Raw genomic sequence first — 16,990 nt, forward strand, 5'->3', positions numbered from 1 at the left:
ACAGACAGCGTTCGAGGATGAGGTACTCACCGTGTGTTCATGAGCAAAACGCTCTGAGACCTTTCAGTCATGGGTGTCCAACCGCTTGGTGAAGAGCCGGTTCTCATGGGTTTCATTCTGGAAGGTATAGGAAGGCGACCCCGCAAGCTCATAACCCCGCCGAGGGTAAAACGCCAATGCCCGCTCGTTGCCCACCCACACCGTCGCCCATAGCAACGAGGCTCCACCCGAGCAGGCTTGCCTTTCGGCTGCTTGCAGCAAGCTGTAGCCGATGCCCAGACCGGTGAATCGCTCCTGTATGTAGAGCCGCTGCAGTTCAGCCACCTCAGGCGTCGAGATCAGTTCGTGGGGGGCGGCCAGCGCAACCTGCGCGAAGCCCACGAGATGGTCATTCGATTCGGCAACGATAATGGATATACCCGGCTGGGCGATCAGCCTGGAGAGCGCCTCGGGGGAAAAGGCTTGCAGCGCCTCGGCAGCGATTGAGCCGCGAATACCTTGGGTGGCGTAGGTGTCGAGAAATACCTGCATGCCCAGTACGCCAAGGCACAACGCGTCATCAGGTACTGCATCACGAATCAGGATATCGGGAGTATGACTGGAGATCATGCAGGGACCCGTTTCAAGGTTAAGGAGTGCACCGTTTTATCACAGTGTGCCGTACGCCGATTGCCAGTATTGCCAGGCCGAAGTAGGGTTAACCGTTTCCAGCAAGAGCAGGCCCCATCATGACTTGGTTTTCAGACCCCGACGCTGTCGCTCGTTACGCCGAAGGTCCTGTGAGGCTAGTGCCTGGCTTTGATTCCCTGCAGCGGATGACAACGCTGCTGCTTCGCGAAAGCGTACCGCCTGCCGGCAAAGTGCTGGTGCTTGGCGCGGGCGGTGGCCTGGAGTTGAAGCGGTTTGCCGACAACGAGCCCGGGTGGCGATTCGTCGGTGTTGATCCGTCTGCTGAGATGCTCAAACTTGCCCAAGCGACATTGGGCCCGCTGGCAGAGCGGGTTGAGTTGCATGAAGGCTACATCGACACCGCGCCCGACGGCCCATTTGATGGCGCCACCTGCCTACTGACCTTGCACTTCATCCCGGCCGAAGAGCGGCTACGCACACTCAAGGAAATCTGGCGCCGCCTGTTGCCCGGTGCACCACTGGTTGTCGCCCATCACAGTTTTCCCCAGTCGCCCAACGAAAAAGCTCGCTGGCTGAAACGTTATGCGGCCTATGCGGTGGACTCCGGCGTACCCGCTTCAGACGCGGAGCGTGCGATTACGGCGATCAGCGCCCAATTACCGGTGCTGGCTCCAGAAGCAGATGAAGCGCTGTTGAAGGCCGCAGGATTCGAAGATGTCGAACTGTTTTATGCGGGGTTCAGTTTCAAAGGATGGGTCGCTTACAAGCCGGCTTAATCAACGTTCAACGCTGTTAAAAACCTGCCAGGTAGCGTCGCTGCCTGGCATTGGGCAAGCCCGTCTCACCAACTTCCCGAAGCCCCGCCACCACCACTGGAGCCACCCCCTCCGGAAAACCCGCCGTCGGAGCTGGAGCTTGAACTCGACCCCGAACTGCCACTGCCCCCTGAGTCTGAACCGCCTGCGACATTCCCGAAAATAACCAGTGCCGCACAGGAACTCATAGGGAAGGCCAGCAGCCAGCCGATAAGCCCTTCGTCGAGCACAAAACCCGCCACCGCGTATACCGCGGCGACAACCGCCAACTGGATAAAAAACGCCACGCGGCTCTGGCTCCAGGCAGTCTTCATCAAGACAAACAGGAGCAGATACAGGCCCAGCACCACCAGCCCTGCCAGCGGCAGCACCAGCCAATAGATAAAGGACAACTCCCTCACGTAGTGATCGGTCAACAACAGACCTGTGGAGTACGACAGCAGGCCCAGCGCCATGTAAAACACCGTTCTTGCCAGCCACAAGGCACCGAACAGCGCACCGCTCATCAGCATCAGGAACGGCACCGCCAGCGGGTAAATCGCCCACTCCCTGCCGCCGATGACAGCCACCAGCGTCAACGTCGTCGTCACCAGCGCGAGGGTGGCCAGCGCTCCCCGCCAATGCAGCTTGCGAGCGCTGACCAGCACGCCGCCGACAGCGCCGAGGATCAGGGCCAGGAACAGCGTGTAAGCCTCCGGGGTCCAGGACCATGGGGCGTCTTGGGGAAGGGTTTCGCCGTCCACCAGCAGGACCAGGTCATTCACCGCTCGTTGCACGCCACCTGCGTAGTCATCCTGACGAAACGCCGGTTTGATGTGCTCCTCGATGATACGGTTCGACAGCAGGTCGGTGACTGCTCCCTCCAGGCCATAGCCAACCTCGATGCGCACCTTCCGTTCATCCTTGACCACCAGTAACAGAATGCCGTCATCGATGCCCTTACGCCCCAGCTTCCAGGCGCGGAACCAATGATTGGCGAACTCTTCGATACTGGCCCCATCGGTCCCCGGCACCAGCAATACAGCGATCTGCGAGCCCTTGCGCTGTTCAAGAGCCGCCAGTTGCGCGATCAACTGGGCCTTGGTAGTCGAGTCGAGGGTGTTTGTGAGGTCGATCACCCGCTGGTCCAATACGACCTTGTCCAGGCCTGACGGCACGCTATCGGCTTGGGCCATCAAGCCCCAGCTTGCGAGGAAGGCCACCAGCACGCACAGCGCGCATTGCCGCAGAAATATCACCATCGCTTGTTTACCCGAACGATTCATCCTGAAAACGCCGCCTCTACCTTCCAAGAAGATGATCCGCGACCGCGCCCCGCAATGTGACTTCGACAGAACCGATCAGCACCACTCCACCGACCCCGTCCCATTGCACGGTCACTGTGCCCCCATCACATGCCACCTCGACGGTATCATCCAACAGTCCACGCCGGATCCCATTGACCACCGCGCCACAACAGCACGACCCCGACCCTTGCGGAATGCCACCGCCCCGCTCCCAGATGCGAAGCCGGATACGGTTGCGGTCGATAATCTGGACAAAATGCACGTTGGTTTTGCTGGGAAACAGCGGATCGGTCTCGATCTTCGGCCCCATGCCTGCGACATCGATGGATGCCAGATCCTCGACGAAAAACGTGCAATGCGGATTGCCCATGCTGCACGCGGCGGGGCTCCCGGGCAGCGGTAAATGATAGGTGTCCATTGCCTGCGCAAGCGGGATCGCTTGCCAGTCGAGCAATGGTTGGCCCATGTCGACCGAGACCTGTTGGCCCGACGCTCGCGCGCACGTCAGCAAGCCCCGCTGGGTCCTGAGTACAATGGAGGATGTGCCGGCTTCGCGCATCAACATGTCGGCAACGCCACGGGTGGCGCTGCCACAGGTGTCGAGCACAGAACCATCGGGATTCCAGAATCGTATGCGCGCCGCCGCATCCTCGCAGTCCAGCACCAGTGCAAGCTGATTGAAGCCGATACCACGATGTCGATCCCCCAGGCGGCGGGCGACTTGAGCGGTGATTGGATCGCTTTGGCCGCGCAGGTCGATTACAACGAAATCATCGCCATGGGCATGCATTTTTACGAAGTTCAAGGTCATGCGTTGTCCTGTCCCCGCCAATTACTCTTGCTCAAGGATACTGAGACATCGGGTATTCCGTCACCCTTGCACAATGGATCTCAACCTGTAACCATCTATTTCAATATAGGGTGGGGGGGTATGGTATGTCGCACATCAAATCGGGCAAGGACGACCTGCTCAAACGTGTCAAACGGATTGCCGGGCAAATCCAGGCGGTGGAACGTGCCCTGGAGTCTGACGATGACTGCGCCAAGACCCTGCATCTGGTGGCCGCTACACGGGGCGCGATCAACGGGCTGATGGATCAGATCATCGAGGATCATGCCCGCGAGCATGTCGCCAACCCCGAGTTAAGCCATGAAGAGCGGGCCAAAGGTGTAGAGGAATTACTCGAAGCCATCCGCCGCTACGCCAAATAGGACACCGTGACATGAACACTTCGCACACCAGTCACCTCCATGATCACGTGTTCCTGGGCGCCTCCCATGATGAAAACGCCAAGCGCACCTTATGGGTGGTTGCGCTGACAGTGGTCATGATGGTGGGGGAAATCGCCGCCGGTTACCTCACCGGTTCCATGGCGCTGCTGGCAGACGGGTTTCATATGGCAACCCACGCCGGCGCATTGGGTATCGCGGCGGCGGCTTACGCTTATGCCAGGCGCCATGCCTCAAGCGCCCGCTACAGCTTTGGTACCGGCAAAGTCGGTGATCTGGGCGGATTTGCTTCGGCGTTGGTGCTGGGGTTGGTGGCGATTGGCATCGGTATCGAATCGCTGATGCGCCTCTTCGAGCCGACCCAGGTCGACTTCGGTACCGCGACGTTGATTGCAATCGCGGGTTTGCTGGTAAACATCGTCAGCGCCCTGCTGCTGTCTGGCAGCCATGATCATCATCCACATGAGCATGGGCACGATCACGGCCATAGTCACCACGGGCACGACAACAACCTGCGCTCGGCCTATGTCCACGTGCTGGCCGATGCTGTGACATCCATCCTGGCGATCATCGCCTTGCTGGCGGGTCGTTATCTGGGTTGGGTCTGGCTGGATCCGGCGATGGGGATTGTCGGTGCGCTGGTGATTGCTCGCTGGGCCTGGACCTTGATCCGCGATACTTCGGGTGTACTGCTGGACCGTACGGATGACCACGTCGCTGACGAAATACGTGAGATTCTCGAGGCTTCAGGTGGTGCAAAAATTACCGATCTGCATGTATGGCGGGTAGGCCCCCAGGCTCGGGCAGCTATTGTGAGTGTGCTGGGCGACGCCAGCATCACCGCCGACACCATTCGCGAGCGGCTGGCGCCGGTGCATGAAGTGACCCATTTGACCGTGGAATATCGTAGTGTCTAGCCTGGCTCACTGACCGAAGGATCCACGATGCTCATTGTTTTCAGCGGCCTTCCCGGCACCGGAAAAACGACGATCGCTTCAGCGCTGGCCCGCGAGATTGGCGCCGTTTACTTGCGCATCGATAGCATTGAGCAGGCTATCCGGGATGCGCAGGTTCTCATGCAGGACGTGGGAACCAGCGGCTACAAAGTCGCCAATGCGCTGGCGCTGAGCAATCTTGGGTTGGGTCACCGGGTCGTCGTCGATTGCGTCAACCCGGTGATTGAAAGCCGCAACGGCTGGAGCGAAGTGGCCAAGCGCGCAGGCGTGTCTTTGGTCAATATCGAGGTGGTTTGCTCAGACCTGCAGGAACACCAGCGACGGGTAGAAACCCGCAAGGGGGACATTCCGGGGCTGGTGCCACCCAGTTGGCAGTCAGTCATGAGTCACGAGTATGAGCCATGGCTGGATACCCCGTTCATCATCGACACGGCGCAAGTCTCTGCGCCTGAAGCCGTAGCGATGATTACCCAGGAATGTTTAGCCCATGCGCCTCAAAGCACACTCCCCATCGCCTTGAACAACGCCGGATCGCGCCCATAAATATCCGGCGCATACAGCAACGCGCCCTGGCTATCCACCTGTACCGTCCAGTAACCCAGCAATACCGGGACCGGTGCGGCGAGCCTGAATTCGTGGGTCAAACCGGTGGCAATCAACTCGTCCGTACGGGTGCGCTCGGCCGGGCTGACCAACAGGTCCCGTAGATGCAACGGTTCCTCTACCCTCACACAGCCTGAACTGAACGCCCGTGGCCCCTTGGAGAACAGCGGCTGGCTGGGGGTATCGTGCAGATAGACCGAGTACGGGTTGGGAAAGCGCAGCACAATCCTGCCCAGCGGGTTTCGCGGGCCGGCGCCCTGGCGCAGCAAAATATTGCCGGGGCGAGACCAGTCGACCTTATCAGGGGACAGCGGGTTACCTGCGCTGTCCAGCACCTGCAGGTTCTGTTGACGCAGGTATTCAGGGTTCAAGCGGATAGCCGGCAGTTTGTCTTCGCGCAGGATGGTCGGCGGAATGGTCCAGGTAGGGTTCAATGTCAGCCGCGTGATTCGGGACTTCAACAACGGCGTCTGGCGTTCGGCGCGCCCCACTTGCAAGCGGGTCTGCCATACCGGCACGCCCCCCTGGTAAAAACTCAGCTGGGCAGCCGCCACATTGACCAGCACGCCTTCGGGCTCCAGGTCCTGGGCCAGCCAACGAAAGCGTTCGAGGTTGATACGCAGTTGTTCGCGGCGTACCGCCGGGCTGACGTTCAGCTCGGTGACCGTGCCCGGCCCGATGACGCCATCGGCCTGCAATGAATGGCTCTGTTGGAATTGTTTGACGGCACTGACCAGGCTCCCCGTGTATTTCCCCGAGAGGCCGGCGGGGATACTGCTGAGATAGCCTCCACTGAACAACCGCTTCGCCAACTCGGAAACGCGGGCATCATTCATGCCCGGACGCAACAAGGGACCCTCAGCGATAGGGCCCCAATGGGGCAACGGTTGCTGGCGTTGCGCGGCATAGGCCTTGCGCAGGCTGCGATACAACTCGGCGCCCGGGCGGGCCTGATCGAACCCCTTGACCATGTCCTGGAGCCCCACACCGGCGATCGCCAACACCTCGGCTTCCGGGTCTCGCGTCGGCGGTTGGGAATGCCAGAGGGGTTCGAAACGGGCTTGTTGCAAGCGACCATAATGCAGGTCTTGCAGGGCTTGCAGGTACTGTTGGCTGGTGCCGATATCAGTGCAGAGCACGTTGCCGGTGGCCGCGTCCACGGGTAACGGGTAGTGAGCAGGGTCCAGGCCGTCGTCGGCCAATAGCTGTAATTGGGCATGCAAAGCCGAGCGGCGTACGCTGTCAGACCAGAGCTCAACGTTGCCCTGCTGCTGGTAAAAAAGCTGCAATCGACGCTCGCCCGGGGCATCCACCTTTCCTGCCAACCCGGGGCAAACGCTCGACAATTGTGCAAGAGCCAACTGTACTGGGGATGGCAGCTCGACGACCGCGTCTTCGGCCGTCGCGACCAGTGGTGCAACGAGCAAGCAAATGCTCAAGTAACATGCGTGTTTTTTGAACAATGGCTTTACTCCAATCCACCGGGGAGATGCTCTGTACATGCTGACTTTTTGCTGCCGACTCGGCTTGATCGCCGCCACCCTGCTCGCGCTGTGTAATCCCGCGCTCGCCGGCAACAACAACCCTTCTACCTTGTATAGCAGCCTGGCCCGTACGGCTCCAGAACTCAATCCCGATGTCCTGAAAAGAGCCCTGAACGCCATGCAATGCGCCGTCGGCAATGGTATTGAACGCTCCGAGCGCCTGGCCGTGATCGACTACTCAATGCCTTCGACCGCTCGTCGCCTTTGGATCTTCGACCTGCGCCAGAAGAAGTTGGTTCTGCGAGACCTGGTGGCCCACGGACAAAAATCCGGAGAAAACTTCGCCACCCAGTTCTCCAACCGTGAAGGCAGCTATCAGTCCAGCCTGGGGTTGTTCCGTACTCAGGAAAGTTATGAAGGTGCTCACGGCTATTCGCTGCGCATGGACGGCCTGGAGCCGGGCTTCAATGATCGTGCCCGGGACCGGGCGATTGTGATTCACGCCGCCGACTATGTAAGCCCGTTGTGGAGCAAGCGCGAAGGCCGGATCGGCCGCAGCCAGGGCTGCCCCGCCGTGCGCCCGCAAGTGGCGCGCCAGGTGGTGGACAAACTCAAGGATGGCCAGTTCATGTTCTCCTGGTACCCCGACCAACGCTGGCTCAAGTCCTCGGCTTATCTCAACTGCAAGCCACGGCAGATGGCCAGTGCCGGTTGAGGTAGTATCCGTCAGCCGAGCCTGATAAGAGAGAACCTCACATGCTTTTACACCAGTCCACGTGGATCGAGATCGAGCAGTTCCTGCAGCGCAGCCGCACCGTAGTGATTCCCATCGGTTCCAACGAGCAGCACGGCCCCACCGGCCTGCTGGGCACCGATTGGATGTGCCCGGAAATCATTGCCCATGAGGCACAGAAAAACGCCGACATCCTGATCGGCCCGACCTTCAATATCGGCATGGCCCAGCACCATCTCGGCTTCCCTGGGACAATTTCCCTGCGCCCTTCGACCTTTATTGCGGCGATTGGGGATTGGGTGCGCTCGCTGGCCGGCCATGGCTTCGAGAAAATCCTGTTCCTCAATGGCCACGGCGGCAACATCGCCTCGATTGAAGCCGCGTTCTCGGAACTCTACGCCGAAGCCAGCTTTGCCCGACGCCCGGCCGGGTTCGCGCTGAAACTGTTCAACTGGTGGGACCTGGAAGGCGTTGGCGAACTGGCGCACAAGCAATTCCCCACCGGCCATGGCAGCCATGCCACGCCGTCGGAAATCGCCGTCACGCAATGGGCCTATCCGGACGCGATCAAGTCGGCGCACTACTCGCCGCAAATTGCCAACACCGGCCCAATCCGCGAAGCCAAAGACTTCCGCGCACGCTTCCCGGACGGTCGCATGGGCTCGGACCCGGCCCTGGCGACACCGGAAAAAGGCGGTGAGCTGGTGGCCCTGGCAGCCAAAGGGCTGGTGCAGGCGGTCGATACCTTCAGCCGAGAGCCCAAGCCGGACTGAAAGGCCTGCAATTCAAGAGCGAACGCTAACCCTGTGGCGAGGAGGCTTGCCACAGGAAGGTTACCCGCCTACAAACACTCCTGTGCCACCTGCTCGAACCGGGAGGGCTTGAACGTCGACGCCAGTGGCTTGCGCTCATACAAAAACACCTTGCCGCCGGTGGAAACCTTATAAGCCTCCAACACATTGTCAGCAGCAATCTTGCTGGTCACCACAACCCTGACGTGGCGCGACGACTGCGACACTGTCGGCGTCAGGGCGTTTTTCTGTAGTTTGGGCACCACACACTGAACATAAACATCAGGGGCTTTGCTGGTCTGCAGGATCAATGTCGGATCATTTGGGGCGGACGCACAACCGGCCAGCAACAGGGAAGCAACGGCCATCACTGGCACAAATAGAGAACGCATAAAGTTTCCTGAAAATAAAAAAGGTGCACTTCAACCCGCCGCCACCAGAGACTTGAGCGAGGCATCGAACTGCTTCAACGCGGTCAGTTGCACGTCACGCTGGCGCTCGATTTGCACAGCGATCTCGGGTGCCGCTTTGTTATGTACCCAGACCGAAGCCATCTGCTGCTCTACCGAGCCCTCTGCCTTAGCGATGTATTGCAAATTCGCGTCATAGAACGTGGCGACAAACCGCGCCTGAACCTGGCTATTACGCGGGGTCAGCAGCTGGTTATGGGTGTCCAGCATCACCACTACATCCGGGTGAGCCTGCACCAGAGCATCAAGGCTGTCGTAGGCAGTCACCGACAGGAACGTACTGCGCAGTGAACTCATCAACCAGTCGATCGCCAGTTCCGGGTCGGAACTGTTGACGAATGCCTGGCGAATCCTTCCATCCAGCGCGTTCCGGGCGCCATTCTCGGCCATGGCGTGATAGCGTTCAAGGTAGTGCAGGTTATCGAGGGTATTTTCGCTGTAGAGCACACCCACCGTTTGCGTGTGTTGCAGGGAGGTCGTACTGCCAGCAATGGGCAGCAAATGGCAGCTTTGAGCATCATCGGCATAGACCGGCGCCGCGAGCACAGTGCCCAGCATCAGGGCCATCAAAACCAGTTGGGTGAACGTCCTCATCGCGCAAATTCCTTGAGTAGCCTCTTCGGTGAAAGCATTTTTCCGCGTTTCCCGAAAAAACAGAACTTGCATTTCTTGATGGTGACTATTATCTGAACCAATAGTGTCGAACTAACGGCTCAACAAAAAATTATAAGGAACCTGCCATGAAGCCCCACCAGAAAACCTTCGACCGAATCCGCGAAGCCGTATTACCGGAGTTTCGCGAGAGAGTTGCCGACTACCTGGTCGAGTATGAAAGCGTCCTGCAAGGCCCGGCCGCAGACTCCGACCTGACCTACGCCAGCGCCCAGCAACTGCGCGGCTACTTGCGCGGACTGAACACAACCCGGGTGCTGGGCATGGCGGATTGGGAAGATCTCGACCGCCGGGTTGTGCAGGCCTGGTTGACTACAGCGCCGGCCGCTGCTGATTGACCCATTCCTGCACCGATGGCCGCTGCCATTGGCGCTGGGCGTAGGCCACCAACTCGGCGGGCACGTTGTCACCGTTGAGGATCAGCCGATTGAGCATCACGGCCAAGTCGACGTCAGCAATCGACCACTGGCCAAACAGGTACTCACGGTTGTCCGCCAGCAACGCTTGCGCAGCGCTGATCAACTTGCCTGCCGCCACCTTGGCCGCCGGTGACAAAGGCGCTGACTTGACGCCGTAAAACACCACCAGCGTGGAACGCTCCTGGCGAATCGACAACAAGTCGCTGCGCAACCAGGCCTGCACTTGCCGCGCCCTCGCCCGCTGACGTGGCTCTGCCGGGTACAGCGGTGTCTGCGGGAACACATCTTCCAGGTACTCGGTGATCGCCGAGGACTCCGACAACGCGAAATCGCCCTCCACCAACGTAGGCACCCGTTGGGTCAGGGACAGGCTGGCAAAGCCTTGCGCGTTGTTTTCGCTGACATCCAGATCCAGCGTGAGCACTTCGAACTCAAGGCCCTTCTCGCGCAGGGCCACAAAGGCCGACATCGCATAAGGGCTGGTGAACTGAGCATCGACGTACAGACGTAACGGGCGGTTATTCACGGCGTGATCTCCAGAGGTGAAAACCCAGCCTACGAGATCCGCCCTCGCAAATAAAATGCAGGATGCTCATAGGGGCATTCCTCGCTGGAATGCGTTGAGTAATGGCAATACTATGGCAACTCGATTTATTCAAGGAACGAACAAATCATGAGACAAGCAGTTGTCGTCATCCACGGCATCGGCGAGCAGCGCCCAATGGACACCCTGCGCGGTTTTGTGGAGGCGATGGTACCGGCGGATACGCCCGAGGGAACGCCCACCTACTGGAGCAAGCCCGACCGATTGTCACGCAACTTTGACCTGCGGGTACTGAAATCCCGCGGCCGCAATACCACCGATTTCTACGAGTACTACTGGGCGCACAAGATGCAGGGGACCAAGGTGGGTCATCTGCTCAGTTGGCTGTGGGACCTGTTCAAGCGCCCGCGTCGGGATATTCCCCAGGCAATCGTACCGATCTGGCGCGCCACCCGGTGGACGTTGCTGGCATTGGTGTTGCTGGTGGCCAGTGGCACACTCGCAACGATTTACGGTCGGTTTAATCACGATGCCAACCCGTTTGCGCTGATCCCGCTGCTGCTCGCCGGTGTCGGTATCGCGCTGAAATTTTCCGCGCTGTCCTACCTCGGTGACGCTGCCCGCTACCTGAGTTCCAACCCGCAGAACGTGGTGATCCGCGAACAGATCCGCGCCGACGGTGTTGAACTGCTGCGCGGATTGCACCAGCAAGGCTACGACCGCATCATCGTCGTGGGCCACAGCCTGGGCAGTGTGATTGCTTACGACATCGTCGGTTACCTGTGGTACGAACATTACGACCAGTTGAGCAACGTAACCCCGGCGAACCAGGCGCTCGTCGAGCGTTATGCCAACCATGAAAAACTGCAACCGGTGGTTCAAGACACGTTGCCAAAGGCCGGCAGAAGCCTCGACGGGCGCCTGCAGAACACCCTGAAGTTTCGTGAGCAGCAAAGCGAAGCCTTCCTGGAACAACGCGCCCTCGGCAACCCCTGGCGCATCACCGACCTCGTCACCATCGGTAGCCCGATGGCCCACGCCAGCCTGTTGCTGGGCCGTAGCGTGAGTGACTTCAAGCAACGCATCGCACGCTGCGAAGCACCGGCCTGCCCGCCCACACTCGACGAAAAAGGCTACGGCTACAACGCACAGTCTCCCGTGATATTGGGCCAAAAACCCTTCACGCCACTCTACCTGCACCACGCCGCCGCCTTCGCCGTCACCCGCTGGACCAACCTCTACTTCCCTGCCCCCTTCGGCCTGTTTGGCGACATTGTCGGCGGGCCAGTCATGCCGGTGATGGGCGCAGGCGTGCTCGACTTGCCAGTGAGCGTGGGCAAATGGAAAGGGTTTCTGGCCAAGTCCTGGCTCAGCCATACCCACTATTGGAGCGAGCGTGGCGGTAAACGCGGCTACCTCGACGGATTGACACTGGATGATTCGGCAATCGTAAACGGCGAACGGCCATCGGCCACCGAAGCGCTGCGCTGGGCGGTCGATCTAAGAGGCGGACGACGTTTTCGCCCGGTGGGTGCCAGGGAAGCGTTGGCGGAGTCTGAAGCCTGATGGCTGTGAAGATCCAACAAGCTCAGTGAAACCCTGTGGGAGCTGGCTTGCCTGCGATGACGGTGGGTCAGCCAACATCCATGCTAGCAGTGCCGACGCCATCGCAGGCAAGCCAGCTCCCACATTCATCGGGCTTAACCCGAAAACCCACCCGCCGTCAGAAACGCACGCTCCTCATCCGTGGTCGTCCTCGCCAGCACCTCATTACGATGAGGAAAGCGTCCAAACCGATCAATGATGTCCGCATGCTCCTCGGCCCACCGGTAGGTGTTAGCGTCGAGCTGTTTGTTCAACACCAGCGACCGCTGTTGATCCTCCACGCTTTCCGAATGCTCCAACGGCAAATAACAAAACGCACGCAATGAGATATCGACCTGTTGATCCATCCCGGCATCGATCATCTGGCGTGCGTAAAAGCGCGCCAGCGGGTCGGTTGCAAACATGTGGGCGGTGCCACGAAAAGAGTTGCGCGGGTATTGATCCAGCAACAGAAGCAAAGCCAGCGCCCCTTCCGGGCTGTCCATCCAGTGCTCCAGTTCACGCCTGGCGGCCTGGAAGTGGGCAGTATGGAAGGTGTCGCGAAATTGGTGATCGAACGCGTCGTCTTTTTTGAACCAACTGGCCGGGCCGGCCTGGGTCCAGAAATCGATGACCGACTGAGGAGTTGAATGGGCAACATTGGGCACGGTTGAGGCCTCGGGATCAGGAGCGGACAACTACTGTAACGCCGTAACGACGCAAGAGCACCCCTCGAATCCACACAAAGCCGGCTCGCGAGTGCGAGCCGGCGCCGCCTCAAAGACGACCGTAAGCGCGTGCCGTGCGGTCGACAGCCATGCGGGTCTTGTCCACCAGTTCGTCGATATCGGCGTGGCTGGCCACCAGCGCCGGCGCCATGATCATGCGGCCCAGGGTAGAACGAATAATCAGGCCTTCTTCAAAACCAAACGTACGGCATTGCCAGGCCATTTCGTTCTCGTTGGCAAACCGTTTGCGGCTGGTTTTGTCTTCTGCGAACTGCAACGCAGCGACCAGGCCGGTGCCCTGAATCTCGCCAATCAACGGATGGTCGCCAAAGGCTTCACGCAGGCAGCGCTGCAAGTAAGGCCCGGTTTCCTGCTTGACCTGGGTGACGATGCCCTCATCGCGCAACGCCTTGAGGTTGGCAATCGCCACTGCCGCTGCCACCGGGTGCCCGGAATAGGTCAGGCCGTGGGCAAATACGCCACCCTGTTCTACCAATACCTGAGCCATGCGTTTGGACAGAATCAGGCCGCCCATGGGGATATAGCCACTGGTCAGCCCTTTGGCGATGGACAGCGTGTCCGGCTCAAAGCCGAAGTATTCGTGGGCAAACCATTCCCCCGTGCGACCGAAGCCGCCAATCACCTCGTCAGCGCACAGCAGCACATCGTACTGACGGCAGATACGCTGGATTTCGGGCCAGTAGCTCTCCGGCGGAAAAATCATCCCGCCCGCACCCTGGAACGGCTCGGCAACAAATGCCGCGACGTTTTCAGCGCCCAGTTCAAGAATCTTCTCTTCCAGCTGTCGAGCAGCCCGCAGGCCAAACGCCTCGGGGCTCAGGTTGCCTTCATGGGCAAACCAGTACGGCTCGTCGATATGCGCAACGTCCGGGATCATCCCGCCCATTTCATGCATCGACTTCATGCCACCCAGCGCCGTGGCGGCGAGGGTCGAGCCGTGATAGCCATTCCAGCGCCCGATCATGATCTTCTTTTGCGGCTTGCCCAGGATCTGCCAGTAACGGCGCACGGTACGGATCAACACCTCGTTGGCTTCGGAGCCGGAGTTGGTATAGATCGCGTGGCTGTAGTGGTCAGGCAACAGGCTAAAGAGCAACTCGGACAACTCCACCACGGCCGGGTGGGTGGTGTGGAAAAACAGGTTGTAGTACGGCAACTGCTCCAGTTGATGGCTGGCGGCTGCGGCCAGGTCCTTGCGTCCGTAGCCCAGGTTGGTGCACCACAGACCCGACATCCCGTCCAGGTAGCGCTTGCCATCGCTGTCCCACAAGGCCAGGCCCTCACCCCGCACAATCACGCGCGGACCTTCTGCATTCAACGCCTTCTGATCGACAAAGGCATGGATATGGTGGGCAGCGTCGAGTGCCTGGTACTCAGCCGTGCTACGCGGGGCATCGAGTCTGATGTTCATTGCAGGTCTCCTTGATTATCAGTTTTATAAGTACTGGCAAGCAGGTGTTGACCGCATAGTGTTAGGAAGCGGGGAATGGCGAAATTAGGATTTTTATTGTCGCTGGAAAGGAAAAAGCTACTGGCTTACTGCTCCCTGTAGCCGCTGCCGAGGCACGAGGCTGCGATGCGGTCCGCAGGACCGCCCTTGGGGCCGCTACGCAGCCCATCGCAGCCTCGTGCCTCGGCAGCGGCTACAGGGTGTCAGGTGTCAGGTGTCAGGTGTCAGGTGTCAGGCTAACTCTGAACGCAATTGACGCGCCGCAGTGACCATATGAATCAACGCCGCCTCAGTCTCCGGCCAGCCACGGGTTTTCAAACCGCAATCCGGGTTGACCCACAGGCGCTCGGCCGGAATGCGTTTGGCCGCCTTGCGCAACAGGTTGGCCATTTCCGAAGCTTCCGGCACCCGTGGCGAGTGGATGTCGTAGACGCCCGGGCCGATGTCGTTCGGGTAAGCGAAGGCTTCGAACGCGTCCAGCAGCTCCATGTCCGAGCGTGAGGTTTCAATGGTGATCACATCCGCATCCATGGCCGCAATCGACTCGATCACGTCGTTGAACTCGCTGTAGCACATGTGGGTGTGGATCTGGGTTTCATCACGCACCCCGCAGGCACACAAACGAAACACTTCAGTGGCCCAATCCAGGTAGTGCTGCCACTGTGCGCGGCGCAACGGCAAGCCTTCACGGAAGGCGGCTTCGTCGATCTGCACGATCTTGATGCCGGCCGCTTCCAGGTCCACCACTTCGTCACGAATCGCCAGGGCGAGTTGACGGGCCTGCACTTCGCGGCTCACGTCCTCGCGCTGGAACGACCACATCAGCATGGTCACAGGGCCGGTCAGCATGCCCTTCATCACCTTGTTGGTCAGGCCTTGTGCGTAGCGGATCCACTCCACGGTCATGGCTTTCGGACGGCTCAGGTCACCAAAAATCACCGCCGGTTTCACGCAACGGGAACCATAGCTCTGCACCCAACCAAAGCGGGTGAACACATAGCCATCCAGTTGTTCGGCGAAGTATTCGACCATGTCGTTACGTTCAGCTTCACCATGCACCAGCACGTCCAGGCCAAGGTTCTCCTGCACTTCAACAGCATGGCGAATCTCGCTGTGCATGGCTTCGACGTATTCGGCCTCGCTCAACTTGCCGGCCTTGAACGACTGGCGAGCCAGGCGGATCGACGCGGTTTGCGGGAACGAACCGATGGTGGTGGTCGGGAACAGCGGCAGGTTCAGGCCAGCACGTTGCTTCGCGATGCGCGCGGCAAACAGCGAATCACGCTGGCTGTCCTTGGCCGTAATCGCGGCGACACGCGCCTGGACGGCAGGCTTGTGAATCCGTGGCGAAGCGGCGCGAGTCGCCTGTACTGAACGGCTTTCAGCCAGTGCGGCAAGTACCTTGGGCGCTTCAGGTGCGTTGACCGCCTGAGCCAATACCGCCACCTCTTCGCACTTCTGTACGGCAAAGGCCAGCCAGCTTTTCAGCTCAGCGTCCAGCTTGTCTTCACGCCCCAGGTCCACCGGGCTGTGGAGCAGCGAGCAGGAAGGCGCAACCCACAACCGATCACCCAACCGCTCATGGGCGTGATGCAGGGTTTGCAGGGCTTTTTCCAGATCGCAACGCCAGACGTTACGGCCATTGACCACGCCCAACGACAGGATCTTGTAGGCCGGCAGGCGGTCGAGAATCGTCGGGTACTGCTCAGGGGCCCGCACCAGGTCGATGTGCAGGCCGTCCACTGGCAGGTTCGCTGCCAGGCCGAGGTTCTCTTCCAGGCCGCCGAAGTAGGTGGCAACCAACTTCTTCAGCGGGTCGCGCTGAATCAGGTTGTAGGCGCGTTCAAAGGCATTTTTCCACTCCTGCGGCAGGTCCAGCACCAGGATTGGCTCGTCGATCTGCACCCACTCCACACCCAGGTCCGCCAGGCGCTGGAAGATCTGGCCGTACAGCGGCAGCAGACGGTCCAGCAGGTCAAGCTTGTCGAAGTCGCCACCCTTGGCCTTGCCCAGCCACAGGTACGTCAGCGGGCCAATCACGACAGGCTTGACGGTGTGACCCAGGTCACGCGCTTCCTTTACTTCTTCGAACAGTTGATCCCAGCCCAGCTGGAATTGCTGATCGGCGCTGAACTCAGGGACCAGATAGTGGTAGTTGGTGTCGAACCACTTGGTCATTTCTTGGGCGTGAGCACCGCCGCAGCAACTGTCGCTGACACCACGGGCCATGCCGAACAGGGTTTGCAGGGTGGCCTTGCCATCGGCCGGGCGGAAACGCTCAGGGATGACACCGAACATCAGCGAGTGAGTCAACACCTGGTCGTACCAGGCGAAGTCACCGGCGGGCAGCAGTTCGATACCGGCTTTCTTCTGCAAGTCCCAATGGGTCTTGCGCAGCTCACGGCCTACGGCACGCAGGCCGGCTTCGTCCAGTTCGCCCTTCCAAAACGCTTCCTGCGCTTTTTTCAGTTCACGATCGCGTCCAATGCGCGGAAATCCAAGGGAATGAGCGACGGCCATGACAAAAAACTCCAATGTGTAGGTATGGGAGCTATTGTCGGCAGGGATCGATAG

18 protein-coding genes are annotated in these 16,990 nt (G+C 59.8%); 8 read left to right on the forward strand and 10 right to left on the reverse strand.

Annotation, left to right across the window (positions count from 1 at the left end):
* Positions 1-63 precede the first annotated feature (63 nt).
* Positions 64-609, reverse strand: coding sequence for a GNAT family N-acetyltransferase (locus GNF76_RS14945; RefSeq protein ID WP_155583917.1), 546 nt, complete (start codon positions 607-609; stop codon positions 64-66).
* A 119-nt stretch (positions 610-728) separates the two neighbouring features.
* On the opposite strand from GNF76_RS14945, the gene GNF76_RS14950 reads away from it, so the two are divergent.
* Entirely contained in the window at positions 729-1,406 is a 678-nt protein-coding gene (locus tag GNF76_RS14950; protein WP_155583918.1) for a class I SAM-dependent methyltransferase, read from the forward strand.
* A gap of 65 nt (positions 1,407-1,471) precedes the next feature.
* On the opposite strand, the gene GNF76_RS14955 is transcribed toward GNF76_RS14950, so the two are convergent.
* Together GNF76_RS14955 and dapF are read right to left on the reverse strand one after the other, a co-directional pair.
* On the reverse strand, positions 1,472-2,686 hold the full coding sequence (locus GNF76_RS14955) for a TPM domain-containing protein (RefSeq protein WP_155583972.1): 1,215 nt from the start codon (positions 2,684-2,686) through the stop codon (positions 1,472-1,474).
* A 40-nt stretch (positions 2,687-2,726) separates the two neighbouring features.
* Entirely contained in the window at positions 2,727-3,542 is an 816-nt protein-coding gene (gene dapF / locus GNF76_RS14960) for a diaminopimelate epimerase (RefSeq protein WP_155583919.1), read from the reverse strand.
* 125 nt (positions 3,543-3,667) lie between these two features.
* Between dapF and GNF76_RS14965 the strand changes: the two genes are divergently transcribed.
* Genes GNF76_RS14965 through GNF76_RS14975 form a run of 3 tightly spaced genes read left to right on the forward strand, consistent with a single transcriptional unit; the run spans position 3,668 to position 5,460 of the window.
* Entirely contained in the window at positions 3,668-3,943 is a 276-nt protein-coding gene (locus GNF76_RS14965; protein WP_155583920.1) for a metal/formaldehyde-sensitive transcriptional repressor, read from the forward strand.
* A gap of 11 nt (positions 3,944-3,954) precedes the next feature.
* A complete protein-coding gene (gene dmeF / locus GNF76_RS14970; protein WP_155583921.1) occupies positions 3,955-4,878 on the forward strand; it encodes a CDF family Co(II)/Ni(II) efflux transporter DmeF in 924 nt (307 codons plus the stop codon).
* Between the two features lie 27 nt (positions 4,879-4,905).
* A complete protein-coding gene (locus GNF76_RS14975; protein ID WP_155583922.1) occupies positions 4,906-5,460 on the forward strand; it encodes a P-loop nucleotide/nucleoside kinase family protein in 555 nt (184 codons plus the stop codon).
* On the opposite strand, the gene GNF76_RS14980 is transcribed toward GNF76_RS14975, so the two are convergent.
* On the reverse strand, positions 5,412-6,983 hold the full coding sequence (locus GNF76_RS14980; protein ID WP_155583923.1) for a L,D-transpeptidase family protein: 1,572 nt from the start codon (positions 6,981-6,983) through the stop codon (positions 5,412-5,414). The genes GNF76_RS14975 and GNF76_RS14980 overlap by 49 nt on opposite strands.
* 37 nt (positions 6,984-7,020) lie before the next feature.
* Between GNF76_RS14980 and GNF76_RS14985 the strand changes: the two genes are divergently transcribed.
* Together GNF76_RS14985 and GNF76_RS14990 are read left to right on the forward strand one after the other, a co-directional pair.
* Positions 7,021-7,719: a murein L,D-transpeptidase catalytic domain family protein gene (locus tag GNF76_RS14985; RefSeq protein ID WP_155583924.1), complete on the forward strand. Its 699-nt coding sequence runs from the start codon at positions 7,021-7,023 to the stop codon at positions 7,717-7,719.
* 41 nt (positions 7,720-7,760) lie between these two features.
* Positions 7,761-8,510: a creatininase family protein gene (locus tag GNF76_RS14990; RefSeq protein WP_155583925.1), complete on the forward strand. Its 750-nt coding sequence runs from the start codon at positions 7,761-7,763 to the stop codon at positions 8,508-8,510.
* A 68-nt stretch (positions 8,511-8,578) separates the two neighbouring features.
* On the opposite strand, the gene GNF76_RS14995 is transcribed toward GNF76_RS14990, so the two are convergent.
* Both GNF76_RS14995 and GNF76_RS15000 read right to left on the reverse strand, forming a co-directional pair.
* Positions 8,579-8,920, reverse strand: coding sequence for a hypothetical protein (locus GNF76_RS14995; RefSeq protein WP_155583926.1), 342 nt, complete (start codon positions 8,918-8,920; stop codon positions 8,579-8,581).
* Between the two features lie 30 nt (positions 8,921-8,950).
* Positions 8,951-9,592, reverse strand: coding sequence for an ATPase (locus GNF76_RS15000; protein ID WP_155583927.1), 642 nt, complete (start codon positions 9,590-9,592; stop codon positions 8,951-8,953).
* A gap of 146 nt (positions 9,593-9,738) precedes the next feature.
* On the opposite strand from GNF76_RS15000, the gene GNF76_RS15005 reads away from it, so the two are divergent.
* Positions 9,739-10,008: a hypothetical protein gene (locus GNF76_RS15005; RefSeq protein WP_155583928.1), complete on the forward strand. Its 270-nt coding sequence runs from the start codon at positions 9,739-9,741 to the stop codon at positions 10,006-10,008.
* Here the strand turns inward: GNF76_RS15005 and yfcF are convergent.
* On the reverse strand, positions 9,983-10,615 hold the full coding sequence (yfcF, locus tag GNF76_RS15010) for a glutathione transferase (RefSeq protein ID WP_178123344.1): 633 nt from the start codon (positions 10,613-10,615) through the stop codon (positions 9,983-9,985). The two genes, GNF76_RS15005 and yfcF, sit on opposite strands and share 26 nt — an antisense overlap.
* 147 nt (positions 10,616-10,762) lie before the next feature.
* Here yfcF and GNF76_RS15015 point away from each other — a divergent pair, with 147 nt between their 5' ends.
* Positions 10,763-12,199, forward strand: coding sequence for an alpha/beta hydrolase family protein (locus GNF76_RS15015; protein ID WP_155583929.1), 1,437 nt, complete (start codon positions 10,763-10,765; stop codon positions 12,197-12,199).
* Between the two features lie 134 nt (positions 12,200-12,333).
* On the opposite strand, the gene GNF76_RS15020 is transcribed toward GNF76_RS15015, so the two are convergent.
* From GNF76_RS15020 to metE, 3 genes are all read right to left on the reverse strand, one after another.
* Positions 12,334-12,915: a DUF924 family protein gene (locus tag GNF76_RS15020; RefSeq protein WP_155583930.1), complete on the reverse strand. Its 582-nt coding sequence runs from the start codon at positions 12,913-12,915 to the stop codon at positions 12,334-12,336.
* A 79-nt stretch (positions 12,916-12,994) separates the two neighbouring features.
* On the reverse strand, positions 12,995-14,377 hold the full coding sequence (locus tag GNF76_RS15025; protein ID WP_155583931.1) for an aspartate aminotransferase family protein: 1,383 nt from the start codon (positions 14,375-14,377) through the stop codon (positions 12,995-12,997).
* Positions 14,378-14,647: 270 nt separating this feature from the next.
* Positions 14,648-16,936, reverse strand: a complete 2,289-nt coding sequence (gene metE / locus GNF76_RS15030) for a 5-methyltetrahydropteroyltriglutamate--homocysteine S-methyltransferase (protein WP_155583932.1) — start codon at positions 16,934-16,936, stop codon at positions 14,648-14,650.
* Between the last annotated feature and the right edge of the window lie 54 nt (positions 16,937-16,990).

The sequence above is a fragment of the Pseudomonas spelaei genome (genome assembly GCF_009724245.1).
GTDB lineage: Bacteria > Pseudomonadota > Gammaproteobacteria > Pseudomonadales > Pseudomonadaceae > Aquipseudomonas > Aquipseudomonas spelaei.